Source organism: Frigoribacterium sp. Leaf263 (genome assembly GCF_001422285.1).
Lineage (GTDB): Bacteria > Actinomycetota > Actinomycetes > Actinomycetales > Microbacteriaceae > Frigoribacterium.
The window spans coordinates 842,935-869,508 of record NZ_LMMO01000001.1; the positions used below are offsets into that span (position 1 = coordinate 842,935).

Sequence of the window (26,574 nt, forward strand, 5' to 3'; positions counted from 1 at the left end):
CCGGTCCCGACCGGATGCCCGGTCGCCGCAGCATCCGCACCACCGGTGATGGCCCTCGACCTCCCCCCGAGGACGAGGGCCATCACCGTCTCCCGACCCGCACGACACCGCGTCACCCCGCATCACGATGAAAGGACGGCCTCATGACCGAGTCCACCCACCACGTCACCCCCATCGACCTCGACTCGGCCGGTCCGTCCGCCCCGGAGACGCCGGAGCAGCGCCTCGAGCGCACCATCGCCTTCACCGTCCTCGGCGTGACGGGCGTGCACCGCCTGGGCAGCGGGGCGGCCCGCGTCGTCGGCGCCGTCCGGACCGCTCTCGGCTCGGCGGACTCCGCCGGCGTGACGGTCGCCACGACCGACACCGGGCTGAAGGTCGACGTCTCCGTCGTCGCCGAGTACCCGACCAACGTCACCGAGCTGGCCGACACCATCCGCACGCAGGTGCGGCACGCCGTCGGCCAGCTCGAGGGCGAGCCGGTCACCATCGACGTCGTCGTGACCGACGTGCACGGCCCGTTCGACGAGGCCGACGCCGCCAAGGCCGCCGCCGACGCCGAGAAGGCGGAGGAGCGCAAGCGCGCCATCGCCGAGAGGAAGGCCCAGGCGAAGGAGGCCGCCGCGGCGGTCGGGGCCGAGGCCACCGAGACGGCCGACCGCGCGAGGACCGGAGCCGCCGACGCGTTCGACGACGCCAAGGACGCCGCCGCCGGTGCTCTCGACGTCGCCAAGGGCAAGGCGGCCGACGCCCTCGACGGCATCGCGGACGCGGTCGACTCCCGCGGCGCCGAGCGCACCCCGGGCGCCGACACCGCAGCCGCGCGCACGGCCGACACCGCCGACGACGCCGTCGAGCGCACGGACGACCCGGCCGCCGAGACCACGACGGCCGCCGTCGCACCCTCGGCCGCGCAGGCCGCCGCGGACGCCGCTCAGGCCGCCGCTGACGCGGCTCAGGCGGCCGCCGACGCGGCCGAGGCGGCCGCTGCGGCCGCCGACGACACCGCCGACTCCGCGTCGGCGGACGGCCCCTCCGCGACGGACCGCGTCGACGACTGGTTCGCCACGGACGACGACGCGGACGACGAGGCCACCGCAGCCCGTGAGGCGGCGGACTCCGCCGCGGCCGACCGGGCCGACGCAGCCGCCGCCCCCGACGCGGGCGGCCGGGACCGCTGATGCTCGGCCGTCGATCGGCCGGGGCGCGACGGCCCCGCCCGCGGGCCGTCTGGGCCGCGCTGATCACGTCGACGATCGTCTGCCTCGTGATCGTGGTGGGTGTGCTCATCCCCGTGCTGACCCTCATCGGGGCGGCCGACGGCGGCACCGCCGGCGCGCTCGACGTCCCCGTCGGCGGGATCGTCGCCGCGATCGCGATCGGCTACATCCTCGCGCTCGTGCTCCTGGCGCTCATCGTCACGGTCCGCAACGGGCCGCTGGCCTGGGTCCTCGGCGTGGCGGCCGTCGTGTCGACGCTCCTCGTGTCGCTGTGGCCGCTCGTCGCGGTGGCGATCGCCGGCGTCGACCAGGTGCAGGACGTCGTCCCGTTCATCCAGGATCTCGTCCGTCAGTACGTCCCCGGGGCCTGACCCGCGCCTCCTCGGTCGATGACGGAGCCCCACGCCGGCACGACGACCCGGCGGTCCGCGCCCCCGTCGCCGTCCGGCCCGGCGACGCGGAGGCTCACCTCCGACGACGTGAGGTTCGCCGCGATCAGCCGGAGACCGGCCGCTGTGGCGACACCGGCCAGACGGACGCCCTCGGGCAGGGCGTCCGTCGGCTCGTGCACCGCCCCTCCCGAGAGTCGCGACAGCGCCTGGACGACCTCGGCGGCCGGCGTCGCCGCGCCCGTCCCGTCACGCAGGCCCCGCGGCCCGAGGGATTCGAAGAACGACAGGCTCGCGACCCCCGGAACGGCCAGGGCCACCGCGCTCGCGACCACCCACGCGGCCGTCGCCGTCGACCCCTGACGGTGGTCGACGGTCTCGGGCCCGCCGCGCCCCGACGATCCGGACGTCGCCACGGCGTTGAACCGCGGACGCAGCGTGATCGGCCCGACGTGCACCCGTCCGCTCGGCGCCATCGCGACGGCCTGTCGGGCGACCAGGCGCTGCATCGCGACGGACTCCCCGATCTGGAATACGTCGGTCGCGTGCATCTGCGGCGTGATGCTGAAGGTCCACGAGTCCAGCCCGTCGGGCAGCCCCTCCCGACCGCGGTTGAGCTCGGTGAAGTGCGAGCGCGCCCCGCCGACCCGCTCGGGGTCGAGACCGGCCGCGACGAGTCCGTCGCCGAGGAGGCGCGCGGCCGTCGGCGTCGTCACCTGCGTCACCGAGTCGAAGACCCCCGCACGCACCACCCGGCACCCGGCCAGGGCCGCCGTCACGGCTCCGATCGCCGTCCCGTCGCCGGGTGCGACGACGATGCGGACGTCGAGGGCGACGGGCCCGGCCTCCGACGCGGCGCGGGCGAGGTCGGCTCGCCACGCGGGCTCGGTCGTGTCGATCTCGACGAGGAGGGTCGGACCGGGCGGAGGCGCGGCGGACGTCCCGACGGCGCCCGCGGAGGTCCCCACCTCGGGGAGCACCGCACCCGTGGGCGCCAGGCGGATCGACGACGTGCGGGCCGGGGGAGCGGGTGAGGCGACGGAGCGTCGGGAGACCCGGAGCGTCAGGGTCTGCCGCACCGCGCCTCCCTCGGGGATCTCGAAGGGGAACGGCCGGCTGAGCGGGCGGCTGTATGTCTTGAAGGAGGCGTCGGTCCAGTTGCGCTGGTCCTCCATCTCGAAGACGTCTCCGTCGACGCCGAGGTCCACGCCGAGGTCGACGCCCCGGCCGCCGACGGTCCACGACAGGGCGCGGATGTCGCGGGCGGGCTGATGCGGGGCGACGTCGACGGGGAACGCCGTCGAGGTCGTCCCGCCGTCGGGGTGACGGACGACGAGCGCGGCGCCGGCGGACGACGGCGGGTGCAGCACGACGAGACCGACCCGGTTGGCCCGGCAGGCGCGGGTCGCGGTCGCGGCGAGGTCGATCGTCAGCGTGTCGGTGTCGGTGCTGCTGCCGGTCGCGAGTGCGAGCGTGCCGGTCAGGTCGATGTCGCGGCCGGCGAAGCGCAGGTCGAGCCGGGCGGCGCCGTCCGTGTCGTCGAGATGCACCGGCGGGCCGTCGACGCGGGCCGTGCCCCAGTCCGCGTCGCGCGCCACGGCACGGACCCCGCGCAGCACCACCACGCCCTCGAAGCGGATGTCGGCCAGCTCATCGCCGCGCAGCTCGATCGCCCACGGGCCCGACCGCAGCTCGACGGGCGCCGGCGTCGACTCGCCCCAGGCGGCGTCGTCGGCGCGGTGAGCGTCGAGACGCGCGGGCCGGGTCGCGTCGCGCCAGTCGCTCACGACGCGGTCACAGCGCCGTCATGCCGCCGTCGACGGCGAAGAGGCTGCCCGTCGCGAACGCGGCGTCGTCGCTCGCCAGGAACACCATGATCCCCTCGACGTCGGCGGGGGTGCCCGCACGACCCAGCGGGATGCGACCGACGATGCCGGCCCGTGCCTCCGGGTCGTCGCTGATCGCCGTGACGAGCCCGGTCTCGGTGTAGCCCGGCACCACGGTGTTGACGCGGATGCCGCGATCGGCGTACGCCGCGGCGGCCGTCCGCGCGAGACCGTGGATGCCGGCCTTCGACGAGCTGTAGGCGGTGAACTCGGCGCCCTCGCCGGTGAGACCCGTGGGGCTGCCGGTGAGGATCAGGCTGCCGCCCTCGTGGTCGAGCATCGAACGGATCGCGTGCTTGACGGTGAGGAACGTGCCGGTCAGGTTCGTGTCGATGGTCCGACGCCAGACGTCGAGGTCGAGGTCGGCGGCCGGCGCGTCCTGCCCGAAGAGCTGGATGCCGGCGTTGGCCACCACGACGTCGGGAGCCCACCCGTCCGCCGCGAGATCGGCGAAGGCGCGACCCACCGACTCCTCGTCGGTGATGTCCATGGTGATGCTGCGGGCGGCGCCGTCGCCCGCCGACGCGGCGGCGTCGTGAGCGGCGGTCTCGGCGCGCTCGCCGTCGCGGTCGGCGAAGACGACGCGCGCCCCCTCGGCCGCGAAGCGCCGGGCGACCGACTCCCCGATGCCGGTCGCGGCGCCCGTCACGAGCGCCGTCCTGCCTGTCAGTCGTCCGGTCATGGTCCGTCACCTCTCTGTACACGGTCGCGGTCAGTCTGCCGGAAACGGCGACGCGAGGTGAGGCGACCGGAATGACGCGTGCCGCATCGCGGTTGCACGACACATGACGTCACCCGCGACCATCGGAATCCTCGGCGCCGGCAAGGTCGGCACCGTGCTCGCCCGCCTCCTGCATGCCGCGGGGCACCCCGTGCTGCTCTCCGGCTCGGGCGACCCCGCCCGCATCGGCCTCATCGTCGACGTGATCGCGCCCGGCGCACGCGCCGTCTGGTCGGAGGAGGCGGCCCGCGAGGCCGACATCGTCGTGCTCGCCCTGCCGCTCGGCAAGCTGGATTCCGTGCCCGTCGCCGCCCTCGACGGCAAGATCGTCGTCGACGCCATGAACTACTGGTGGGAGACCGACGGCATCCGCGACGATCTCGCCGACGTCCGCCGGTCGACGAGCGAACTCGTCCAGGGTCACCTGCCGGGCTCGATCGTCGTGAAGGGCTTCAACCACATGGGGTATCACGACCTCGACGAGGGCGCGCTGCCGGCGGGCGACCCCGAGCGCAAGGCCATCGCCCTGGCGGCGGACGACGAGGCGGCGCTCGCCCGGGTGGCCGCCCTCGTCGACGCCATCGGCTTCGACCCGGTCGCCCTGCCCAGCCTCGCCGACGGCATCTCCCTCGAGCCGGGTTCCCTCGCCTTCGGAGCCAACGTCGGCGCCGCCGAGCTCGTCGAGACCGCCCGCTCCTTCTGGTCGTCGCAGCGCGGCCTGGCCGTGGGCCGCGCCCGAGCCCGGGACGCGGCGACCGAGCCCGCCTGATCCGCGCCTCCCACCCGGCGACCGTGCCCGCACACCGGGGCGACCTGCGTGCGAGCGTGTCGGCGACGAGTCCTTAGCCATGGTTACGACCATGACCATGGGTAAGGTGGGGTCATGGTCGAGGTCCGAGTGTCGTCGTGGCCCGAGGTGCGATTCGAGTCGCGCCCGTGGGAGTCCGACGATGACGCGCCCGCTTCGCGTCGAGCGCGTCTGCGCAGCCGCGGCCCGTACGACGCCGCGGTGACGCCCGCGATCTCGGCGACCGCGCCCCCGCAGCTGTCCGCCGATCTCATCGTCGATGCGGAGGACGCGGTCGCCGAGCTGTCGCGGTTCGATGCCGAGGTCGGTGCGTTCACGGCCCCGTTCGCATCGATCCTCCTGCGGAGCGAGAGCGCCTCGAGCTCGGAGATCGAGAACCTCACGGCGATGCCGCGAGGGATCGCGCTGGCCGCACTCGGCCGCAGGTCCGGTGCGAACGCCCGCCTGGTCGTCGCGAACGTGCATGCGATGGAGGCGGCGCTGACCCTGGCCGACGATCTCGACGAGGGCGCCGTGATCGGCATGCACGCCGCCCTGCTGATCGAGGATCAGCCCCATCTCACGGGTTCCTGGCGCGATCAGCAGGTCTGGATCGGCGGAACGGGTCGCAGCCCGCACACGGCGGACTTCGTCCCCCCGCACGCCGACCGCGTCCCCGCCGCCATGACCGATCTCGTCGCGTTCGCCGGGCGGACCGATCTCCCCGCGCTGGTCCACGTCGCGCTGACGCACGCGCAGTTCGAGACGATCCATCCCTTCCCCGACGGCAACGGGCGCACGGGGCGCGCGATCGTGCACTCGATGCTGCGACGGCTGCGGATCACGCGTCAGGTCACCGTGCCCGTCTCGGCGGGGCTCCTCCGCGACACCGCGGGGTACTTCGCGGCCCTCGGCGCCTATCGGCGGGGTGACGTCGAGCCCATCGTCCGCGCCTTCGTCGACGCGACGATGTCGGCCGTCGTCAACGGTCGTGCTCTCGTCGCGGACCTCACGACGATCCGTCTCGACTGGGACGACGTGACGAGTGCGCGGCAGGGCTCGGTCGGCCGGCGCATGCTCGGTCTCCTGCAACGTCAACCCGTGGTCGACGTGCCCTCGGTCGCCCGCGAGCTCGGGGTCGCGACGAACAACGCCCGGGCCGGCATCGAGCGTCTCGTCGGCGACGGGATCCTTAAGCCGATCGGCGACGCCCGTCGGGGTCGGCTGTACGAGGCGCCCGACGTGCTCGTCGCGCTCGACGCGTTCGCCGTCCGGGCGAAGAGGGGGCGGCCCTGAGCGCCCGCTCGGATTCCCCTCCAGCCGCCGCCTGGTCGATTCTGCGTATTTCTTCGTTCATCTTGTTTTCTGTGGGTTCCGCGACGTAGAGTCTCGTCAACGCGACGGGAGCCCCGTCGAGGCAGCACGCAGACGACGAAGAGGTCACCGGATGTACGCGACGGAACGCTACGAGTCGATCGCCGACGATCTGCGCACCGTCGGCCGCGTCTCGGTCGCCGATCTCGCCGCCCGGTTCGACGTCACCCCCGAGACCGTCCGTCGCGACCTCGATCAGCTCGAGCAGTCGGGTCTGCTCCAGCGCGTCCACGGCGGGGCGGTCGCCGCGGGGCGCTCCAGCATCCGCGAGCTCAGCCTCAGCGAGCGCGAGGGGCAGCACTCGCCCGAGAAGACCGCCGTCGCCGCCGCGGCCGCCCGGCTCGTCCCGGCGACGTTCACGGGTTCGATCGCCATCGACGCCGGCACGACGACGGCCGCCGTCGCCGCCCGGCTCGCCGCGTGGGTCCCGGCCGAGCCCGGCACCGTGCTCACCGTCATCACCAACGCGGTGCCGATCGCCGCGCTGCTGCAGCACAGCCCGCACATCGACCTGCATCTGCTGGGCGGCCGCGTCCGCGGGCTGACCAGTGCGGCCGTGGGCACGACGACCGTCGACCAGATCCAGGCCCTCCGCCCCGACATCGTCTTCGTCGGGGCGAACGGGGTCAGCGCCGGCTTCGGCCTCTCGACCCCCGACGAGTTCGAAGGCGCCGTCAAGGCCGCCTACGTGCGGGCCGGTCGCCGCGTCGTCGCCGTGGTCGACCGCACCAAGCACGGCGAGGAGGCGCTGGTCCGGTTCGCGCGCCTCCCCGAGATCGACACCGTGGTCACCGACGCGGCCCCCGCGCCCGACCTCGCCGACGCGCTCGCCGGGGCCGACGTCGAGGTGATCGTCGCATGACCGCCGCACCCTCCGAGAGAGCAGCACGCATGATCCTCACCGTCACCGCCAACCCCTCGCTCGACCGCACCATCGAGCTCGCGGCGCCTCTGCAGCGCGGGGGAGTGCAGCGCTCCGCCGGCACCACCGACGAGCCGGGCGGCAAGGGCGTGAACGTCTCGCGCGCCCTCGCCGCGTCGGGCGCCGAGACCGTCGCCGTGCTGCCCGGCGCCCTCGACGACCCCGTGCTGGTCGCCCTGCGCGAGCGCGGCGTGCCCACGGTCAACCTGCCGATCGCCGCGCGACTCCGCTCGAACGTCACGGTCACCGAACCCGGCGGCACGACGACCAAGATCAACGAGCTCGGCCCCGACCTCAGCGAGCACGCCGACGAGCTGACGGCCCTGATCGTCCAGCACGCGGCCCTCGCGTCGTGGCTCGTGCTGGCCGGGTCGCTGCCGCCCGGTCTGCCGACGACCTGGCTCGCCGACGTCGTCGTCGCGGTCCGCGCGGCGCACGGCGACGACGCCCCGCGCATCGCGGTCGACTCGTCGGGCGAGCCGTTCGCGGCGCTCATCGCATCGGGAGTCGGCGTCGACCTCGTGAAGCCGAACGCCGACGAGCTCGCCGAGATCGTCGGCGGCGACCCCCTCGCGTACGAGGCCGACCCCGCCTCCGCCGTCGAGGGCGCCCGCAGGCTCCGCGCGCTCGGCGTCGAGACCGTGCTGCTGACCCTCGGCAGCGCCGGGGCCGTCCTCCTCGACGGCGAGGGCTCGTGGTTCGCCGCCGCCCCCGTCATCACCGCCCTGAGCACGGTGGGCGCCGGCGACTCGTCGCTGTCCGGCTACCTGCTCGCCGAGACGGCCGGCGCCCCCGCGCCCGCCCGCCTCGCCCAGGCCGTCGCGTCGGGAGCCGCCGCGGCGGCCCTGCCCGGCAGCATCGTCCCCTCCCTCGACCAGACCTTCCCTGACGACATCGACGTCGTCCCGGTGGCCCCCGCGGCCGTCGGGCACCTCTGAGCAGCGTCGCCCACACCCAAGGAGCAGAACACCATGTCATCCCTCATCAGCACCGACCTCGTCGGTCTCGACGAAGACCTGGGCGGCACGTCGACCGACGTCATCCGCGCCCTCGCCGCGCGCGTCGCGGCCTCGGGGCGCGCCGGCTCGGCCGACACGCTCGCCGACGACGCCATCAAGCGCGAGGCTTCCGTCGGCACGGGCGTGCCCGGCGGCATCGCGATCCCGCATGCGCGCTCGGCGTCCGTCACCGAGCCGACGCTCGCGTTCTCGCGTCTCGCCCGCACGGTGCCCTTCGGGGCTCCCGACGGCGACGCCGACATCGTCTTCATGATCGCCGTGCCCGAGGGCGCCGACAGCGACCACATGACGGTGCTCTCGACGCTCGCCCGTGCGCTCATCCGCGACGACTTCACCGCGGCCCTCCGCGCGGCGAAGACCCCGGCCGACATCGTGAAGCTCGTCGACGACGAGGTCAGCGGCGAGGTCGCCGAGACGCGCGGCGCGACCGGGACGTCCGCGAGCGGCGCGACCAGCGCCTCGTCGGCCGCCGGAGCCGCCGGAGCCGCCGGCGCCCGCCGCCCGAAGCTGGTCGGCGTCACCGCCTGCCCCACCGGCATCGCCCACACCTTCATGGCCGCCGACGCGCTGGTCGCCGCGGCGAAGCGCCTCGGCGCCGACCTGCAGATCGAGACGCAGGGTTCGGCGAAGGTCACCCCGCTCGACCCGGCGGTCATCGCCGAGGCCGACGCCGTCATCTTCGCCGTCGACGTCGACGTGCGCGACCAGTCGCGGTTCGCCGGCAAGCCCGTCGTCCGCGGGCCGGTCAAGCGCGGCGTCGACGCGCCCGACGCGATGGTGCGAGAGGCCCTGGCGGCCGCCACCGACCCGGACGCCGCGCGCGTCGCGGGCTCGGCGACGGCGGGCGAGGCCTCGGCCCAGGGCAAGCAGAGCTTCGGCTCGTCGCTGAAGCGCTGGCTGCTGACCGGCGTCTCGTACATGATCCCGTTCGTCGCCGGCGGCGGTCTGCTGCTCGCCCTCGGGTTCCTGCTGTCGGGTTACGAGATCGCCGGCAACGCCGCGACCGTCCTGACCGACTACTCGCTGACTAACCTGCCGCCCGAGGGGCTGCAGTACTTCCTCGGAGCCGCGGCGTTCCAGATCGGCAACCTGTCGACGGGCTTCCTCGTGGCCGCCCTGGCCGGGTACATCGCCTACGCGATCGCCGACCGACCCGGCATCGCCCCCGGCTTCGTCGCCGGTGCCGTCGCCGTCTTCATGGGCGCCGGCTTCATCGGCGGTCTGGTCGGCGGTCTGCTCGCCGGATTCGCCGCCTACTGGATCGGCCGGCCCACCGTGCCGCGCTGGCTCCGCGGTCTCATGCCCGTGGTGATCATCCCGCTGCTGGCGTCGATCTTCGCGTCCGGCCTGCTCGTCCTCGTGCTCGGCGGCCCCATCGCCGCGCTGACGGTCGCGCTGACCGACTTCCTCAACGGTCTGAGCGGCGGCGGGGCCATCGTGCTCGGCATCATCCTCGGTCTCATGATGTGCATCGACCTCGGCGGACCGGTCAACAAGGTCGCCTACTCGTTCGCCGTCGCCGGGCTCTCGGCCGGGTCGATCGGCGACAACCCCGCTCCGCTGATGATCATGGCCGCGGTGATGGGCGCCGGCATGGTGCCCCCGCTCGCCATGGCGCTCGCCTCGACCGTGCTGTACCGCAAGGGCTTCACGCAGGTCGAGCGGTCGAACGGCACGGCGGCCTGGCTGCTGGGCGCCTCGTTCATCTCCGAGGGCGCGATCCCGTTCGCCGCGGCGGACCCGCTGCGCGTCATCCCGGCCAGCATGGTGGGAGGCGCGGTGACCGGAGCCATCTCGATGGCCGCCGGAGTCACCTCGCAGGCCCCGCACGGTGGTTTCTTCGTCTTCTTCGCCATCGGCAACCTCGGCATGTGGGCTCTCGCGATCGTCGCGGGCACCGTGGTGAGCGCGTTCACGCTCGTGCTGCTCAAGCGCTTCGTCCGCCGCGGCACCCCCGCCGAGGTCGACGCCTCGACCGAGGCCGCCGAGGCCGGCTCGGTCGTCGGCCAGCGCAGCCCCGTGGTCGCGTAGGCCCCGCCGCCGCAAACCCGCCACGACGTCGACACCCCGCCACCGGATCCGGTGGCGGGGTGTCGATCGTGTGGCGGGGAGGCCGAGGAGGCGCTACTCGGTCTTCTCCGTCTGCCACTTCTCGGGCGCACGGTCGCCGTTCGGGCGCACCGGGCGCACGTCGCCCACGATCGGGATGGCCCGCTTCCGCAGGGCCCAGAGGTAGCGCACGAAGAAGTGCGTGAGGGTCGACAGGCGGTTGCCGTTGCCCAGCAGGCTCGTGATGTGCACGAAGACCCACAGCAGCCAGGCGACCGGGCCGGTCATGGTGAAGCCGTTCGGCAGCTGCACGACGGCGGCGTTCGTCCCGACCGTCGCCATGGTGCCCTTGTCGTGGTACTTGAAGCGCTCGAGCCGCTTGCCGGCGAACAGGCGCTGGATCTGCTCGCCGATGTGCTCGCCGCCCTGGATCGCCGGCTGGGCCAGCTGGGCGAGGGCGTCGTCGGTGGCGGCGATGTCGCCTGCGGCGAAGATGCGGTCGAGGCCCTTGACGGTGAGATCGTCGTTGACCTGGATGCGCCCGCCGTGGGTCTGGGGCACGCCCCAGCCGGCGACCTCGGCGTGCGCGGCGACCCCGGTGGCCCAGACGACCAGCTCGGCGGGGATGAACTCGCCGTCGGCGGCGACGACGCCGTCGGGCCGGACCTCCTCGACGCCCGTGTCGAGACGCAGGTCGACGCCGCGCTTGCGCAGCACCTTGGCGGCGTAGCGACGCAGGCGCGGGGCGAACGGCTTGAGCAGCTCCCCGCTGCGGTGCACGAGGGTGATCGTGATGCTCGAGGCGTCGATCTCGGGGTAGGCGTCCTTCAGGGCCTGATCGCGCAGCTCGGCCAGCGACCCGGCCATCTCGACGCCCGTCGCGCCTCCGCCGACGATGACGACCCGCACCTCCCCGCTGCCCTGCGACGCCGCGGCGTTCTCGAGCTGCGTGAAGAGCTCGTCGCGGATGCGGAGCGCCTGCGATCGCGAGTACATCGAGTACGCGTACTCGTAGGCGCCCTTGGTGCCGAAGTAGCTGGTGTTGACGCCGTTGGCGAGCACGAGGGCGTCGTAGGCGATCTCCTCGCCGTCGCGCAGCGTGATGATGCGCTCGTCGGCGCGGACGGTCGTGAGCAGCCCGTGACGGAACTCGGCGTTCGACTGCTTCGAGCGGAGGCTCCGCAGGAAGTACGTGACGTCGCCGGCGTTGAGACCGCCGGTCGCCACCTGGTACATGAGCGGCTGGAACATGTTGTAGACGTGCCGGTCGATGAGGGTGATCCGGACGTCGGCCTTGCGCAGGGCCCGCATGGCGGCGATGCCGGCGAACCCTCCGCCGACGATGACGACGTGCTTGCGGTGGTCTTCGCTCATGCTGAGCTCCTGCGGGTGTCGATGGCGTGCGGATCCCCATCGACCCTTGATCTCACGGCCCTGGTGCGGCCAGGCGCGAGCTTACTCGCCTCGGCGCGCCTCCGAAGTCCCAGGCTTTCCCCAGGGCCGGGCCGTGCACCGAGTGCGTCGGTGCACTTAGTGTAGGCACGTGACCGTCAAGCCCCTCGCGTTCGATCGCCGTGCCGCCCTCAAGGCGAAGCACCGGCTCGCGATCGTCGACGCCGCCGACGCGCTCATCGGCGAACGGGGCGCCCCGCGATTCAGCGTCGACGAGCTCGCCGAGCGGGCCGACGTCTCGCGCCGCACCGTCTTCAACCACTTCGCCTCGCTCGACGAGGTCGTCATGACGGCCTGCACCCGCGTGCTGACGGGCGCCGTAGACGAGTTCCGGGCAGCGACGGCGGCGACGCCCGTCGGCGACGGCTCGCCGGCCTCGATGTTCTCCGAGATCACCGCCGCCATGCGCGGCATCGACCTGCCCGCCGTGATCGCCTACCTCTGGACGGTGCTCGGCGACGACGGCACCGACCCGCGCTCGCACCACCTCATCCAGGACGTCTTCACCCGCACGACCGAGGAGCTCTCCGCCGAGCTCGCCGTCCGCGGAAGCGACGCCGACGGCCTCGAGGCGGAGATCCTGGTCAGCTCGATGATGAACGGCATCGCCGTCATCTCGCACCGCTGGATCACCGCCACCGGCGCCTCCCTCGACCCCGCGTCGCGCAGCCGGTGGGACGCCCTCCTCGACCGACTCGTCTCGACCGTCCGCCGCGGGTACGCACCCGCCGACTGACCACGCCGACCGACCGCCCCCGGCCGCCGCCCGCGACGGCCGACCCGCACCTCCTTCCCGACGACGCGACGCGAGGCTCCACCCCCACCACCGCAGCACAACCCGCATCACCCTCTGGAGGATCCCGCACCATGGCATCTCTGCTCTATCGACTCGGTCGGTTCGCCGCCCGTCGGGCCTGGACGGTCGTCGTCGCCTGGCTCGTCGTCCTCGGCCTCGCCGGCGGTGCGTTCGCGCTGTTCGGCGGCACGCTGACGAGCGCCGTCAGCATCCCCGGCACCGCCACGCAGGAGGTCAGCGACGAGCTGGCCGACAAGTTCCCGCAGGCCAGCGGCGGAACCGGCACGGTGGTGTTCACCACGACCGACGACGCCCCCTTCACCGATGCTCAGAAGACCGCCGTCGGCGATCTGCTGACCGACGCGGAGGCGCTCGACGACGTCAAGGGCAGCACGAACCCGTTCGAGACGCAGCAGCAGCTGGCCGACCAGCAGACGCAGATCGACGACGGTCGTCAGCAGATCACCGACGGCACCGCGCAGCTCGAGGCGGGCCAGTCGCAGATCGACGCCGCGCAGGATCAGCTCACCGCCGGTCAGCAGCAGCTCGACGCCGCACGCGCCCAGGCCGAGGCCGCGGGTCAGCTCGCCGCCGCGCAGCCGCAGCTCGACGCGCAGCAGGCTCAGATCGACGCCGGCCAGAAGCAGATCGACGACCAGCAGGCGACCCTCGACGCCAGCCGCACCGAGCTCGAGACGCAGAGCACCACCCTTGAGGACGGCGCGGCCCTCCTGGCCCTCGCCGAGGACATCCGTCAGGTCTCGACCGACGAGACGACCGCCGTCGCGACCATCCAGTTCGACGAGGCGCTGAACCTCGTCCCGGCCGAGTCGAAGGAGGCCGTCGTCGCCGAGATGAACGAGGCCGACATCGACGGCGTCCGCGCCGAGGTGTCGAACGACATCGCCGCCTCCATCCCCGAGATCCTCGGCCCGGGCGAGGTGGCGGGCGTCGTCATCGCCGCCATCGTGCTGCTCGTCATGCTCGGCACCCTCATCGGCGCCGGTCTGCCGCTGATCAACGCCCTCATCGGCGTCGGCGTCGGCGTGCTCGCGTCGCTCGCGCTCTCGGGCACGGTCGAGATGCTCTCGGTCACCCCCGTGCTGGGCGTGATGCTGGGCCTCGCGGTCGGCATCGACTACTCGCTGTTCATCCTCAACCGGCACCGGACGCAGCTGCGCGACGGCACCCCGCTGCACGACTCGATCGGGCTCGCGAACGGCACGTCGGGCAACGCGGTCGTGTTCGCCGGCTCGACGGTGCTCATCGCGCTGCTCGCCCTGAACCTGACGGGCATCCCGTTCCTCGGCCTGATGGGCACGGTCGGCGCGGTCTGCGTCCTGGCCGCGATCCTCATCGCGATCACGCTGACGCCGGCGCTGCTCTCGATCGTCGGCCTGCGCATCCTGCCCAAGAAGGTCCGAGCCCGCGTCGGCCACACCGGCCCGGTGCGCGTGCCGAGCAAGCCCATGAAGACCAGCCGCGCCGTCCTCACCCTGATCGGCGGCGTCATCGTGCTGCTGATCGTGGCGATCCCCGCCCTGTCGATGCGCCTCGGTCTGCCCGCCGGCTCGTCCGAGCCCGTCGACTCGAGCGCGTACAAGGCGTACACGCTCGTCGCCGACAAGTTCGGCGCCGGGGTCAACGGCCCCCTGCTCGTCGTCGCCGACCTCGACGAGGCCGTGTCCGACGACGATCTCGTCGCCGAGCAGGTCCGAGTCGGCACGAAGCTCAAAGACCAGGACGACGTGGTCGCCGTCGCGCCCATCGGCGCCTCCGACGACGACACCCTGCTGGCCTTCCAGGTCGTGCCCGACGGCGGTCCCACCGACGAGTCGACCGAGCAGCTCGTCCGCGACCTGCGCGGTCTCGAGCTCGACGGGGTGTCCGAGTTCGGCGTCGCCGGCAACGCGTCCGGCAACATCGACGTCAGCGAGAAGCTGTCCGCCGCCCTGCCGCTCTATCTGCTCGTCGTCGTCGGACTCTCGCTGATCATCCTGATCTTCGTGTTCCGGTCGATCCTCGTGCCCATCACGGCCACCATCGGGTTCGTCCTCTCGCTGTTCGCCGCGTTCGGCGGGGTCACCGCGGTGTTCCAGTGGGGCTGGCTCGCGCCGGTCTTCGGCGTGCACGACCCGGGCCCGATCCTGAGCTTCCTGCCCATCCTGATGGTCGGGGTCCTCTTCGGGCTCGCGATGGACTACCAGCTGTTCCTCGTCAGCGGCATGCGCGAGTCGTACGCCCACGGCACGCCGGCCCGTCTCGCCGTGCAGCGCGGCGTGCACGCCGGTCGCACCGTGGTCACGGCCGCGGCCCTGATCATGACCGCCGTGTTCTCGGGCTTCGTGTTCTCGAACTCGGTGATGATCCAGTCCATCGGGCTCGGCCTGGCCCTGGGAGTGCTGATCGACGCGTTCATCGTGCGTCTGCTGCTCATCCCCGCGGTCATGCACCTGCTGGGCGACGCGGCGTGGTGGATCCCGAAGTGGCTCGACCGCATCCTGCCCGACGTCGACGTCGAGGGGGCCTCGCTCGAGCGGACGCACCCCGGCAGCACGACCGAGGGCACCGAGACGGAGCACGCGACGCACGTGATCGAGGGCGCCGAGCCCGACGCCGCGCCGCACGTTCCCGGCTCGGACGGCCCGCCCGCCCACCGGGCGTAGCGGAACCGAGGAGGCGCGGTGCGGGGAGATCCCGCACCGCGCCTCCTGCGTATCCCGAACCTCCGCGGCGGCCAGGCGACGCGTCAGTGCAGCGGCCCCACGGCCGACTCGGCCGCCGCCCGCACCGCGCCGGACGCGACCGCGGCGTGCGCGACGTCGATCTCGGGCGCGAGCCACCGATCGGGCCCGGGCCCGCCGACCCCCGGCCGCAGCGCGTCGACGACGGCCCGCGCCGGCGCCCCCATCTCGAGCGGGGCGCGCAGCTCGAGGGCGCGAGCCGCGGTCAGCACCTCGATGCCGACGACGCGGGCGAGCCCGTCGACCGCGGTCCGCAGCTTGCGGGCGGCCGACCAGCCCATCGAGACGTGGTCCTCCTGCATGGCCGACGACGGGATCGAGTCCACCGAGGCCGGAACGGCCAGCCTCTTCAGCGTCGACACGATCCCGGCCGACGTGTACTGGGCGATCATCAGTCCGCTGTCGACGCCGGCGTCGTGCGCCAGGAACGCCGGCAGGCCGTGGTTGCGGTGCGGATCGAGGAGGCGGTCGGTGCGTCGTTCGGACATGCTCGCCACGTCCGCGACGACGATCGCCAGGAAGTCGAGCACGTAGGCGACCGGCGCCCCATGGAAGTTGCCGTTCGACTGCACGCGACCGTCGACGGTGACCACGGGGTTGTCGACGGCCGAGGCCAGCTCGCGGTCGGCCACGAGACGGGCGTGATCGACGGTGTCGCGCGCACCCCCGTGGACCTGCGGGGCGCAGCGGAGCGAGTAGGCGTCCTGCACGACGGTGTGTCCCGGGTGGGCGTGGCTGGCGACGATCGGCGACCCGGCCAGCAGGCGGCGCAGGTTCGCGGCCGAGTCCTGCTGACCGGCCTGCGGGCGGAGCGCGTGCAGATCGGCGGCGAACACGGCGTCGGTGCCGAGCAGCGCCTCGATCGACATCGCCGCCGAGACGTCGGCCGTCGCGAGCAGCAGCTCGAGGTCGGCGAGGGCGAGCGTCAGCATGCCGAGCATCCCGTCGGTGCCGTTGATGAGCGCGAGCCCCTCCTTCTCGGCGAGCACGACCGGTTCGAGACCCGCGGCGGCGAGGGCGTCGGCGGCCGGCATCGAGGCGCCCGACGCGTCGCGCACCTCGCCCTCGCCCATCAGGGCCAGCGCGCAGTGGGCGAGGGGGGCGAGGTCGCCCGAGCAGCCCAGCGAGCCGTACTCGGCGACGATCGGCGTGATGCCGGCGTTCAGCAGGTCGACGTAGCGCTCGACGGTGGTCGGCGCGATGCCGGTGCGTCCGGTCAGCAGGGTCGAGATCCGCAGCAGCATCAGGGCGCGCACGACCTCGCGTTCGACCTCCGGCCCCGAGCCGGCCGCATGCGACCGGACGAGGCTCCTCTGCAGCTGCGTGCGGCGGTCGGCGTCGATGAACGTCGTGGCGAGGGCGCCGAAGCCGGTGGAGATGCCGTAGTGCGGGCGGTCGTCGGTGGCGAGCGCCTCGATGACGGTGCGACTGGCGGCGACGGCGACCCGCGCCTCCTCGGCGATCTCGATGCGCGCGTCGTGCCGCGCGACCCGCACGACGTCGGCCGCGGACACGGGGCCGATGCCGATCACGACGGGCGCGGCCCCGGCGGACGGCGGAGTGGACGAGGAGGCGCGGGTCGAGTCGGTCATGACCACATCACACCGCGTCGACCCGGTGGGCCCCGGCGGACGCGCCGTGCCGACCCCCTATCGGAGGCGCGGCGTCCGTGCCCCGCGGAGGATCCGCTCCGCCGCGTCGCCGCCCACCTCGAGGACGGTCGTCGTGCTCGGCCCGGTGTCGGCCCGGGTCGTGCGGCCGCGTTCGGGCGAGTCGCTCGTGTCGACGGCGAGGGCGCCCCGGAGCGACTGCTCGATCACGACGTCGCCCACCGCGATCGCCGCCGCCAGAGGGTCGTGCAGCGGTGCCGCGCGGACGCCGAGCCCCGGCTCGTAGAAGTCGAAGTACGCCTCGAACATGGCCGACACCGCCGTCGCCAGCGCTCCGGCGTCGCGGGCGAGCTCGGCGGTGTGACGCGGCTCGAACCGGTGCCGCATCGTGACGTCGAGGGGCACCACGGTCGCCGAGCGCCACTCGGCGCCCAGCACGTGGGCCGCCGCCTGGGCGTCGTTGGCGATGTTGGCCTCGGCGTGGGGGGTGATGTTCCCGGGAACCGTCACCGCGCCTCCCATGAGGGTGATCCCGTCGACGCGCGAGGCCAGGTCGGGGATCACGTCGAGCGCCCGCGAGATCGTCGTCAGCGGGGCGATGGCGATGATGTGGAGGCGCTCGCCGAACCTCTCGACGAGATCGGCGAGCAGCTCGACGGCCGACTCGGCGACGAGTCGCGAATCGCTCTCGGGGAGCGGCACGCCGCCGACGCCGTCGGCCCCGTGGACGTGCGGCGCGCCGCCGTCGAAGGAGCCCCGTCTCGGGTGGTGCTCGCCGAGCGCCACGGGCACCGTCGCCCCGGCGAGACCGAGGAGGCGGAGGGTGTTCTCGGCCCCGACGGCGGCGGCGACGTTGCCGCTCGTGGCGCCGATGCCGACGAGGCGGTCGCCCGCGGTGCCGAGCAGGTAGGCGAGGGCGAGGGCGTCGTCGATGCCCGTGTCGCAGTCGAGGTAGAAGACGGTCTCGGGGGTCGCGGTGTCGGTCACCCGCCCACGCTAGCGGCCCCTGACGGCGGCGACGTGCGGCGGGTCCCCGGGGGCCCACCCGACACGGCAGGATGGTCGACATGCGCAGCGAGGCCCGAGGGCGTGACCACCGATGAGGGCGGTCGTGGGCATCGACGTGGGCACGTCGAGCACCAAGGCTGTGCTCGTCGCGCTCGACGGCCGGGTCGTCGCCCAGGCCGCCCGCGACCACCGGGTCGACCGACCGGGTCACGGCCTCGTCGAGATGGACGCCGACGTCTGGTGGGCCGAGTGCCGCGTGCTCGTGCCCGAGCTGCTCGCGGCCGCGCCCGACGCCGAGATCGTGTCGGTCGGCGTCAGCGGCATGGGCCCGTGCGTGCTGCTGACCGACGACGACGGCAGGCCCCTCCGGCCCGCCGTGCTCTACGGCGTCGACACCCGGGCGGCCGACCTGATCGACGACGTCACCGCCGAGCTGGGCGGCGCCGACGCGATGCGCCGGCGCACCGGCTCGGCCCTGAGCACGCAGGCCGCCGGGTTGAAGCTGACCTGGCTGGCGCGGCACGAGCCCGAGGTCTGGGCCCGCGCCTCCCGGTTCACCATGCCGTCGTCGCGCCTCGTCGAGCTGCTCACCGACGAGTACGTCCTCGACCACCACTCGGCCAGCCACTGCACGCCGCTGTACGACGTGCATCGACGCGAGTGGATCGACGAGTGGGTCGACCTGCTGGCCCCCGGTCTGCCGATGCCGCGCCTGGCCTGGCCCGGCGAGGAGGCGGGGCGGGTGACCGCCCGGGCGGCCGCTGCGACCGGGCTCCCCGTCGGGGTCCCCGTGACCGTCGGCACGATCGACGCCTTCGCCGAGGGTCTCAGCGTCGGGCTCGACGACCCGCGGCGCATGTTCGTGCAGTACGGGACGACGATGTTCATGCTCGTCCCGCTGACGGAGCCCCGCCCGGTTCCGGGGCTGTGGACGACCGTCGGCGACCGCCCGGGGCGCAGCAGCGCGGCCGGCGGCCTCGCGACCGCGGGGGCCATCACCGACTGGCTGCGACGACTGACCGGCGCCGCCTGGGAGGATCTGCTCGACGAGGCGGCCGAGTCGGGCGTCGGCGCCCGAGGGCTGCTCGTGCTGCCCTACTTCGCCGGCGAGCGCACGCCCCTCGGCGATCCGGAGGCGCGGGGCGTCATGGCGGGGCTGACCGTCGGTCACACGCGCGGGGACGTCTACCGCGCCGTGCTCGAGGCCACGGCCTTCGCCGTGCGCCATCACCTCGACGTGCTCGCCGAGGCGGGCGTCGTGGTCGACTCGATGATCGGCGCCGGGGGAGGGGTGCTCGCGCCGCTCTGGCCGCAGATCGTGAGCGACGTCTGCGGGCTGCCGCAGGTCATCCCGTCCGTCTCGGTCGGGGCCTCGTTCGGCTCGGCTCTGCTGGCCGCGGGTCTGGTCTCGTCGGTCGACGTCGAGGCGTGGAACCCGCCGGCGGTCGTGCTGCAGCCCGATCCGAGCACGCGCGAGGCGTACGACGCGGCCTACGCCGACTACCGGCGGCTCTACCCCGACACGGTCGAGGTCGTGCACCGGCTGGCCGCTCGCAGCTGACCCGCGCCTCCCGCGCCTCCCCGGTCTCCGACGCCGTCGCCGCCCGTCGCGGCCCGTCGCGGCGGGTCTCCGTCGCGGTCGGCGAGGCCCTCACCGCGTCGCGGTCGGGGCCGTCGGAAAAAAGTTTCTGATCCCGATTTCGTCACAGCACTTGCGGAATTATTGTCGAGAACATAATTTCATCTCGTGCAGCCCGATCACTCGGGTCGCACCGGCAGCGACGACGATGCCCCCAGGTCCAGTCGTCGCTGCCTCCGACGAAAGACCAATCTGCGAACGGAGCAGCGCGATGATGCGTGCCGTCCCCCACGACCCCCTGGTGAGCCCCTGCCGGGCCCTCGCCACGCCGACCCCCTCGGCGGTGTCCCGATGAGCGCCGCTCCGGTGTCGACCCGCACCACCCGGTCGGGCCGCAGCACCTCCCGCAAGCGCAACCGCACCATCGCGACCGTCGCCGTGCTGGCCGTGCTGCTCGTCGCCATGGGACTCAGCACCAAGGTCGTCGGCGCCGACTCCGATCTCGGCGCGGGCCCCGAGGCCTTCTCCGCCGAGGCGTGGGGCGCCGAGAACTTCCCCACCATCCAGGAGGGCATCGCCGAGCGGGCCGTCCCCGCCGACGAGCTGGCGACGGCGATCCTCGCCGACCCGACGGCGGCCGGCGCCGAGTACGGGGTCGACGCGGGCACCGGCCCCGAGATCTCCACCACCTTCACGGGCACCGTGGGCGCCGGCGAGGCCGGGATCTACCCCGTGACGGTCGAGGGCGTGCCGAGCGACATCCTCATCCGCATCCAGACCGGGCCGGCCATCAACGGCACCGACCTCCGCGACGCGACGGGCACCGTCGAGTTCGGCCAGTTCACGAACCAGATCGACTACCAGGACGCCGCGTCGGCGCTCAACGAGCAGCTGAAGAGCACCGTCCTCGACGGCATCGACACGACGGCGCTCGAAGGCCGGACGGTCGAGGTCACGGGCGCCTTCCAGCTCATCAACCCGGCCGGGTGGCTCGTCACGCCGTCCGACCTGGTCGTCCAGTGAGCACCGTCGACGGCTCGGTCGCCTCCGCGAAGGGCGCACCGGCGGCCACCGGAGACGTCGTGCTCGAGGCGGTCGACGTCGTCAAGACCTACGGGGCGACCCGGGCCCTGAAGGGCGTGGGGTTCTCGATCCACCGCGGCCAGGTGACGACCCTGTTCGGCGAGAACGGCGCCGGCAAGTCGACCCTCATGAAGATCCTCTCCGGCGTCGAGCAGCCGACCTCGGGCGACATCCTGCTGCACGGCGAGCCGGTCGTCTTCGACGACACCGTCGACGCCCGCGAGCACGGCATCTCGATCATCCACCAAGAGCTGAGCCTCGCGCCGAACCTGTCGGTGCGCGACAACATCTTCCTGGGGCGCGAGATCCAGGGGCCGACCGGGGTCGACTACGCCGAGGAGGCGCGGCAGGCCAAGGCCGTCCTCGACGAGCTCGGCGAGGACATCGACCCGGCCACCACCGTCGCGGATCTCCGCCTCGGTCAGCAGCAGCTCGTCGAGATCGCCCGGGCGCTCTCCGTCGACGCGCGCATCCTGATCATGGACGAGCCGACCAGCGCGCTCAGCGCCTCCGAGGTCGAGGTGCTCTTCACGGTCATCCACGACCTCACGGCCCGCGGCGTCTCGATCGTCTACATCTCGCACCACCTCGAGGAGGCGCTCGAGATCACCGACCACGCGGTCGTGCTCCGCGACGGTGCCGTCACGGCCACGGCCGTGGCCGCGGACATCGACCTCGCCTGGGTGGTCAGGGCGATGGTCGGCGAGGGGTTCGACCTCGGTTCGCCGCCCACCGGCTACGAGTTCGGCGAGGTCGCGCTCTCCATCCAGGGCGTCACCGTGCCCGACCGCGACATCCCGGGTCGAAACGTCGTCGACCACCTCGACCTCGACGTCCGGGCGGGCGAGATCGTCTGCCTCTACGGGCTGATGGGCGCCGGTCGCACCGAGCTGCTCGAGGCGGTCGCCGGGCGCAACGCCGTCAGCGCGGGGCGCATCCTGAAGAACGGACGCGACCTCGCGGGGCTCTCGATCGCCGAGCGCATCGACGAGGGGCTCGGCCTCGTCCCCGAAGACCGTCAGCGCGATGGGCTCGTGCAGACCATGACCGTCGGCCGCAACATGTCGCTGGCGAGCATCGGCTCGTTCGTGAAGGGACTGTTCCTCTCCGGGAGGCGCGAGGTCGATCTCGTGACGGACTCGATCCGCACGGTGCACGTCAAGACCTCGGGCGGCGACGCCATGATCGGGTCCCTCTCCGGCGGCAACCAGCAGAAGGTCGTCATCGGCAAGATGCTGGCGACCGATCCCGACGTGATCCTGCTCGACGAGCCCAGCCGCGGCATCGACATCGGGGCCAAGGCCGAGGTGTTCCGTCTGCTCGCCGAACGGGCCCGCAACGGACTCGCCGTCGTGTACACGACCTCCGAGGTCGGCGAGTGCCTCAGCATCGCCCACCGCATCGTCGTGCTGAGCCGCGGGCGCATCTCCGCCGAGTTCGGCGCCGACACCACCAAAGAAGCCATCATGGCCGCCTCGGGCGAGGCCGTGATCTCGTGACCACCACCGAACGGAAGTCCACCATGACCACCACCGCGGCCGGGCAGCGACGCCCCGCCCTCTTCGCCGACGGGTTCGACCTCGGTCGCCTCCTGCTGCAGGGCCGGGCGTTCTTCGCCCTCATCGCCATCATCGTCGTGTTCTCGGTGCTGTCGCCGAACTACTTCACGGTCGGCAACCTGCTGACCATGTCGTCGCACGTCGCCGTCTACGCGATCCTCGCGATCGGCATGCTGCTGGTCATCCTCAACGGCGGCATCGACCTCTCGGTCGGGTCGACGCTCGGCTTCTCGGGCGTCATCGCCGGGTTCCTCATGAACGGCGTCGCCATCGGGGGCACCACCCTCTACCCGGCGCTCTGGGTGGTGGTCGTGCTCTCGTGCGGCATGGGCGCCTTCATCGGCCTCATCAACGGCGTGCTCGTCGCCCGGTTCAAGGTCGCCCCCTTCGTGGCGACCCTCGGCATGCTCTACGTCGTCCGCGGCGTGGGTCTGCTCATGACGAACGGCCTCACGTACAACGACCTGGCCGGCGACCCGGCCCTCGGCAACACCGGCTTCGACTGGCTCGGCTTCAACCGCCTCCTCGGTCTGCCCATCGGCGTCATCGTGATGATCGTCGTGGCGGTCGCGGTCAGCCTGCTGCTGAACCGCACGGTCTTCGGCCGCTGGCTCTACGCCTCGGGCGGCAACGAGAGGGCCGCCGAGCTCTCGGGCGTGCCGGTCAAGCGCGTCAAGGTGCGCGTCTACGTGCTGTCGGGTCTGTTCGCCGCGATCGCCGGTCTGATCCTCTCGTCCGAGCTGACGAGCGCCAGCCCCACCGCCGGAAACTCGTACGAGCTGACGGCCATCGCCGCCGTCGTCATCGGCGGGGCCGCGCTCTCGGGCGGCATCGGCAACGTGCGCGGCACGCTGCTCGGCGCCTTCGTGATCGGGTTCCTGTCCGACGGCCTCGTCATCATCGGGGTCTCGTCGTACTGGCAGACCGTCTTCACCGGCGCCGTCATCGTCCTGGCCGTGCTGCTGAACGCCGTCCAGTACAAGGGCAAGCCGAAGCGCCCCCGCGGCGGTGGTCGCGACCGCGACTCCGCCGCCCCCTCGACCCCTTCTCCCTCCACCGACGCCACGGCACCCGCCGGCGCCGTCCCCGAGAAGACCCACGGTTGACTCCCGTCGACCGAACACAGCGAAAGGGAAACACAATGAACCGCAAGCTGGCAACGGTGCTCGCCGCGGGCGCGGGCCTCACGCTCGTCCTCTCGGGATGCGCCTCCGGAACAGACTCCGACGCCGGATCGGGCGCCTCCGGCGACTCGGCCGAGGGCGGCCTCATCTCGATCATCGTCAACGACCCCTCGAACCCGTACTGGCAGACGGAGGGCAACGTCGCCGAGGCCGAGGCGAAGGCCCTCGGCTACGAGGCCAACGTCGCCGCCTCGAAGGGCGACACGAACACCGAGAGCAACCTGATCGACACGGCCATCACGAACAAGTCGGTCGCGATCATCCTCGACCCGGCCAACGCGTCCGGCTCGGTCGGCGCCGTGAAGAAGGCCGACGCGGCCGGCATCCCGGTGATCCTCGTCAACGCCGAGATCAACGAGACCGGTCTCGCCAAGGCGCAGCTCGTGTCGAACAACGCTCAGGGTGCGGCCCTCGGCGCGCAGCAGTGGGTGAAGGACGTCGGAGACACGGGCGACTACGCCGAGCTGTTCGGAGCCCCCTCCGACAACAACGCGCAGACCCGCTCGAACGGCTACGCCACGGTCATCTCGCAGTACCCGGGTCTCACCGAGGTCGCCGAGCAGGTCGGCAACTGGGACCGCACGCAGGGTCACGACAAGATGCAGTCGATCCTGCAGGCGAACCCCGACATCACCGGGGTCATCTCGGGCAACGACGAGATGGCGCTGGGAGCCATCGCGGCCCTGAAGGAGGCCGGCAAGCTCGAGCAGGTCAAGGTCGGCGGGTTCGACGGATCGCCCGACGCCGTCGAGGCCGTCAAGAACGGCGAGCTGCAGTACACCGTCCTCCAGCCCGTCGCGACCTTCGCCAAGAAGGCCGTCGAGCAGGCGGACTCCTACATCCGCACCGGTGAGACCGGCGCCTCCGAAGAGAAGCAGGCCTTCGACTGCATCCTCATCACGAAAGAGAACGCCGACAAGGTCACCGAGCCCTTCACGCTCTCCGAGTGATCCCGCGGCCGGGTCGACTCCGATCGGGGGTCGGCCCGGCCTCCTCCGCCTCACGTCCCGATCTCGCAGCTCGAGCACGGACAGGGGGCGGACTCGCATGACCGACACGACGGACCGGGTGGGCGCTCCCGCCCCGAGGGCCGGGGCGACCCGCTTCCCCCTCGCGCTCGTCTACCAGGCGGCGCGGCTCTACTACCTCGACGACGTCCGCCAGTCCGAGATCGCGGTCCGGCTGGCGATCTCGCGGCCGACCGTGAGTCGCCTGATCGCCGAGGCGCGCCGCTCGGGCATGGTCCGCATCGACGTGATGGATCCCTCCGTCGACGAGACGGCCGTCCTCGCCGCGAGACTGTCCGCCGCCCTCGATCTCCGCTGCGTGCACGTCGCGCCGAGAACCCACGCATCGACCCTCGGCACCGACCTGGCCGCCTCCGTGACCGCGGCCATCTCCGACATGGGGCTGGCCGCCGGCGACGCCCTGCTCGTCTCGCTCGGCCGGACCATCTACGACGTCGCGCGCTCCGGCCTCCTGCCCCCTCTGCCGGGCGTCGAGCTGGTGCCGACCGCCGGGGGGCAGACCGAGGCGCTCCCGTGGTTCCAGACGAACGAGATCACCCGCCTGGCCGCCGAGTCGTCCGGCGCCCGACCCACGTTCCTCTTCGCGCCGGCGCTGCCGAGCCCCGCCATGCGGGCGACCCTCGACGACGACTCGACGTTCCGCCACGTCCTCGGCCTCTGGGCCGGGGCCCGGGGCGCCCTGCTCGGGATCGGCGCGCCGACCAGCTCGCGGCCCGTGCTGCCGCAGGCCGTCCCAGCCGACCCGGCGCTGTTCGCCGACGCCGCGGGCGACGTCTGCCTGAACTTCTTCCGGGCCGACGGCTCGGCCATCGAGTTCCCCGGCAGCGGCCGGATGGTGCGCACCTCGCGCGAGACCCTCGCGGCCATCCCCTTCGCGGTGGGCGTCGCCGTCGGCCGAGACAAGGTGACCAGCATCGTGGGGGCTGCTCGAGGTCGTCTCATCACGGGTCTCGTGACCGACTCAGCGACAGCGCGGGCGGTCCTCGAGTCCCTCTGACGACGTCGTGGCCCCTGGCTCGCCGTTGTGGGTATCTTCGGATCCGTACCGGGCCGTTCGATCACGACGGCCCCTCCACGCCACGACAGGGGAACCCATGACCTACGCTGACTCGACGCCCGACGCCACCCCGACCTCGCGGTCGAAGACCATGGCGGTGCTCTCGCTCGTCTTCGGCATCGTGAGCATCGTGCTGAGCCCGTTCCTGCCGATCCTCTGGATCCTCCTGGCGATCGCCGCCGTCGTCCTCGGCTTCCTGTCGCGCAAGCGCGAGAACGCCCGCACGATGGCGCTCGTCGGCATCATCCTCGGCTTCGTCGGCATCGCCGCGAACATCGCGTCGATGGTTCTCGGCGCGATGATCGTCACGCAGAACCTGCAGGGCTGATCCATCCCGAAGGGGCCGGGCGTCAGCCCGGCCCCTTCGTCGTCTCCGCGGCCGAGGAGGCGCGCCGTCGGTCCGCCGTCGGCCGGCGTTGGTAACAGGCCGATAACGAAGCGTGTTCGTCCCAATCTCTTTCGACACCGGTGGCGAATCCTTTTCATCCCCACCGGGAATCACAGAAAAGGACCNGAACAGCGTCCACATGCTCGGGGTCATGCTGCGCCCGACGAGCATGTACTACCAGGGCTTCGACGAGGGTCAGGGCGGCTGCGAGGTGGCCCGCTGCGGCGAGGCGCGTCTCCGCGGCCGAGGAGGCGCGCCGTCGGTCCGCCGTCGGCCGGCGTTGGTAACAGGCCGATAACGAAGCGTGTTCGTCCCAATCTCTTTCGACACCGGTGGCGAATCCTTTTCATCCCCACCGGGAATCACAGAAAAGGACCTGATCATGAACGCTTTCTCCCGCAAGAAGATCACCAAGGTCGGACTCGGCATCGTCGCCTCCGGCGCCCTCGTGTTCTCCCTCGCCGCGTGCTCGATGGACTCCAACAGCGGATCGACCGAGTCAAGAAGATCACCAAGGTCGGACTCGGCATCGTCGCCTCCGGCGCCCTCGTGTTCTCCCTCGCCGCGTGCTCGATGGACTCCAACAGCGGATCGACCGAGTCGACGACCTCCGCTTCGGCCGAGCCCAGCGCCGAGGCCACCCCCGTCGCCTCGCTCGCCGACCTCAGCAACGGCGTCGACACCCAGGTCACCGTCGACGCGTCGTTCGTCGAGGCCCT

The 26,574-nt window shown here is 72.7% G+C and carries 22 protein-coding genes; 17 read left to right on the plus strand and 5 right to left on the minus strand.

Translation table 11 applies throughout. The features are described from left to right. Positions 1-143 precede the first annotated feature (143 nt). Entirely contained in the window at positions 144-1,181 is a 1,038-nt protein-coding gene (locus tag ASF17_RS03895) for an Asp23/Gls24 family envelope stress response protein (protein WP_055795385.1), read from the plus strand. Next, entirely contained in the window at positions 1,181-1,591 is a 411-nt protein-coding gene (locus ASF17_RS03900) for a hypothetical protein (protein WP_055795387.1), read from the plus strand. Before ASF17_RS03895 ends, ASF17_RS03900 begins: the two co-directional genes overlap by 1 nt. Here the strand turns inward: ASF17_RS03900 and ASF17_RS03905 are convergent. Next, positions 1,570-3,396, minus strand: coding sequence for a hypothetical protein (locus ASF17_RS03905; protein WP_055795389.1), 1,827 nt, complete (start codon positions 3,394-3,396; stop codon positions 1,570-1,572). The two genes, ASF17_RS03900 and ASF17_RS03905, sit on opposite strands and share 22 nt — an antisense overlap. Positions 3,397-3,403: 7 nt before the next feature. Further along, the gene (locus ASF17_RS03910; protein ID WP_055795392.1) at positions 3,404-4,177 is read right to left on the minus strand and encodes an SDR family NAD(P)-dependent oxidoreductase; all 774 of its coding nucleotides are present in this window, start codon (positions 4,175-4,177) and stop codon (positions 3,404-3,406) included. A 103-nt stretch (positions 4,178-4,280) separates the two neighbouring features. On the opposite strand from ASF17_RS03910, the gene ASF17_RS03915 reads away from it, so the two are divergent. From ASF17_RS03915 to ASF17_RS03935, 5 genes are all read left to right on the plus strand, one after another. Next, positions 4,281-4,985, plus strand: coding sequence for an NADPH-dependent F420 reductase (locus ASF17_RS03915; protein ID WP_055795395.1), 705 nt, complete (start codon positions 4,281-4,283; stop codon positions 4,983-4,985). Between the two features lie 114 nt (positions 4,986-5,099). Further along, positions 5,100-6,299: a Fic family protein gene (locus tag ASF17_RS03920; protein ID WP_055795397.1), complete on the plus strand. Its 1,200-nt coding sequence runs from the start codon at positions 5,100-5,102 to the stop codon at positions 6,297-6,299. Positions 6,300-6,450: 151 nt separating this feature from the next. Then, positions 6,451-7,239, plus strand: coding sequence for a DeoR/GlpR family DNA-binding transcription regulator (locus ASF17_RS03925; RefSeq protein WP_055795398.1), 789 nt, complete (start codon positions 6,451-6,453; stop codon positions 7,237-7,239). 29 nt (positions 7,240-7,268) lie between these two features. After that, positions 7,269-8,237, plus strand: a complete 969-nt coding sequence (locus tag ASF17_RS03930; protein ID WP_055795401.1) for a 1-phosphofructokinase family hexose kinase — start codon at positions 7,269-7,271, stop codon at positions 8,235-8,237. Between the two features lie 33 nt (positions 8,238-8,270). Further along, complete coding sequence (locus ASF17_RS03935) at positions 8,271-10,349, plus strand: PTS fructose transporter subunit IIABC (protein WP_055795403.1); 2,079 nt, start codon at positions 8,271-8,273, stop codon at positions 10,347-10,349. A 93-nt stretch (positions 10,350-10,442) separates the two neighbouring features. Here ASF17_RS03935 and ASF17_RS03940 read toward each other — a convergent pair whose 3' ends face one another. Further along, the gene (locus ASF17_RS03940) at positions 10,443-11,741 is read right to left on the minus strand and encodes an NAD(P)/FAD-dependent oxidoreductase (RefSeq protein WP_055795405.1); all 1,299 of its coding nucleotides are present in this window, start codon (positions 11,739-11,741) and stop codon (positions 10,443-10,445) included. A 169-nt stretch (positions 11,742-11,910) separates the two neighbouring features. On the opposite strand from ASF17_RS03940, the gene ASF17_RS03945 reads away from it, so the two are divergent. Both ASF17_RS03945 and ASF17_RS03950 read left to right on the plus strand, forming a co-directional pair. Then, positions 11,911-12,555 (plus strand): TetR/AcrR family transcriptional regulator, encoded by a 645-nt coding sequence (locus ASF17_RS03945; protein ID WP_055795407.1) that lies wholly within the window; start codon positions 11,911-11,913, stop codon positions 12,553-12,555. Between the two features lie 131 nt (positions 12,556-12,686). Beyond that, positions 12,687-15,281, plus strand: a complete 2,595-nt coding sequence (locus ASF17_RS03950; RefSeq protein ID WP_055795409.1) for an MMPL family transporter — start codon at positions 12,687-12,689, stop codon at positions 15,279-15,281. Positions 15,282-15,364: 83 nt separating this feature from the next. On the opposite strand, the gene hutH is transcribed toward ASF17_RS03950, so the two are convergent. Together hutH and ASF17_RS03960 are read right to left on the minus strand one after the other, a co-directional pair. Next, positions 15,365-16,951: a histidine ammonia-lyase gene (gene hutH / locus ASF17_RS03955; protein ID WP_055795651.1), complete on the minus strand. Its 1,587-nt coding sequence runs from the start codon at positions 16,949-16,951 to the stop codon at positions 15,365-15,367. A gap of 57 nt (positions 16,952-17,008) precedes the next feature. Next, the gene (locus ASF17_RS03960) at positions 17,009-17,956 is read right to left on the minus strand and encodes a nucleoside hydrolase (RefSeq protein ID WP_055795411.1); all 948 of its coding nucleotides are present in this window, start codon (positions 17,954-17,956) and stop codon (positions 17,009-17,011) included. 124 nt (positions 17,957-18,080) lie between these two features. Between ASF17_RS03960 and ASF17_RS03965 the strand changes: the two genes are divergently transcribed. The 8 genes from ASF17_RS03965 to ASF17_RS04000 all read left to right on the plus strand — a co-directional run. Then, on the plus strand, positions 18,081-19,538 hold the full coding sequence (locus ASF17_RS03965) for an FGGY-family carbohydrate kinase (RefSeq protein ID WP_235476333.1): 1,458 nt from the start codon (positions 18,081-18,083) through the stop codon (positions 19,536-19,538). 369 nt (positions 19,539-19,907) lie between these two features. Then, positions 19,908-20,579 (plus strand): DUF2291 domain-containing protein, encoded by a 672-nt coding sequence (locus tag ASF17_RS03970; RefSeq protein WP_156357279.1) that lies wholly within the window; start codon positions 19,908-19,910, stop codon positions 20,577-20,579. Further along, positions 20,576-22,138, plus strand: a complete 1,563-nt coding sequence (locus tag ASF17_RS03975; protein WP_055795415.1) for a sugar ABC transporter ATP-binding protein — start codon at positions 20,576-20,578, stop codon at positions 22,136-22,138. The genes ASF17_RS03970 and ASF17_RS03975 overlap by 4 nt, the downstream gene beginning before the upstream one ends. Continuing rightward, complete coding sequence (locus tag ASF17_RS03980) at positions 22,135-23,304, plus strand: ABC transporter permease (RefSeq protein ID WP_235476344.1); 1,170 nt, start codon at positions 22,135-22,137, stop codon at positions 23,302-23,304. Before ASF17_RS03975 ends, ASF17_RS03980 begins: the two co-directional genes overlap by 4 nt. 35 nt (positions 23,305-23,339) lie before the next feature. Beyond that, positions 23,340-24,332: a D-ribose ABC transporter substrate-binding protein gene (locus tag ASF17_RS03985; protein ID WP_055795416.1), complete on the plus strand. Its 993-nt coding sequence runs from the start codon at positions 23,340-23,342 to the stop codon at positions 24,330-24,332. A 97-nt stretch (positions 24,333-24,429) separates the two neighbouring features. Beyond that, the gene (locus ASF17_RS03990) at positions 24,430-25,407 is read left to right on the plus strand and encodes a sugar-binding transcriptional regulator (protein ID WP_082475020.1); all 978 of its coding nucleotides are present in this window, start codon (positions 24,430-24,432) and stop codon (positions 25,405-25,407) included. 97 nt (positions 25,408-25,504) lie between these two features. Continuing rightward, entirely contained in the window at positions 25,505-25,795 is a 291-nt protein-coding gene (locus ASF17_RS03995) for a DUF4190 domain-containing protein (RefSeq protein WP_055795418.1), read from the plus strand. 525 nt (positions 25,796-26,320) lie between these two features. Further along, a partial coding sequence (locus ASF17_RS04000) for a hypothetical protein (protein ID WP_442855734.1) occupies positions 26,321-26,574 on the plus strand: 254 nt, incomplete at its 3' end.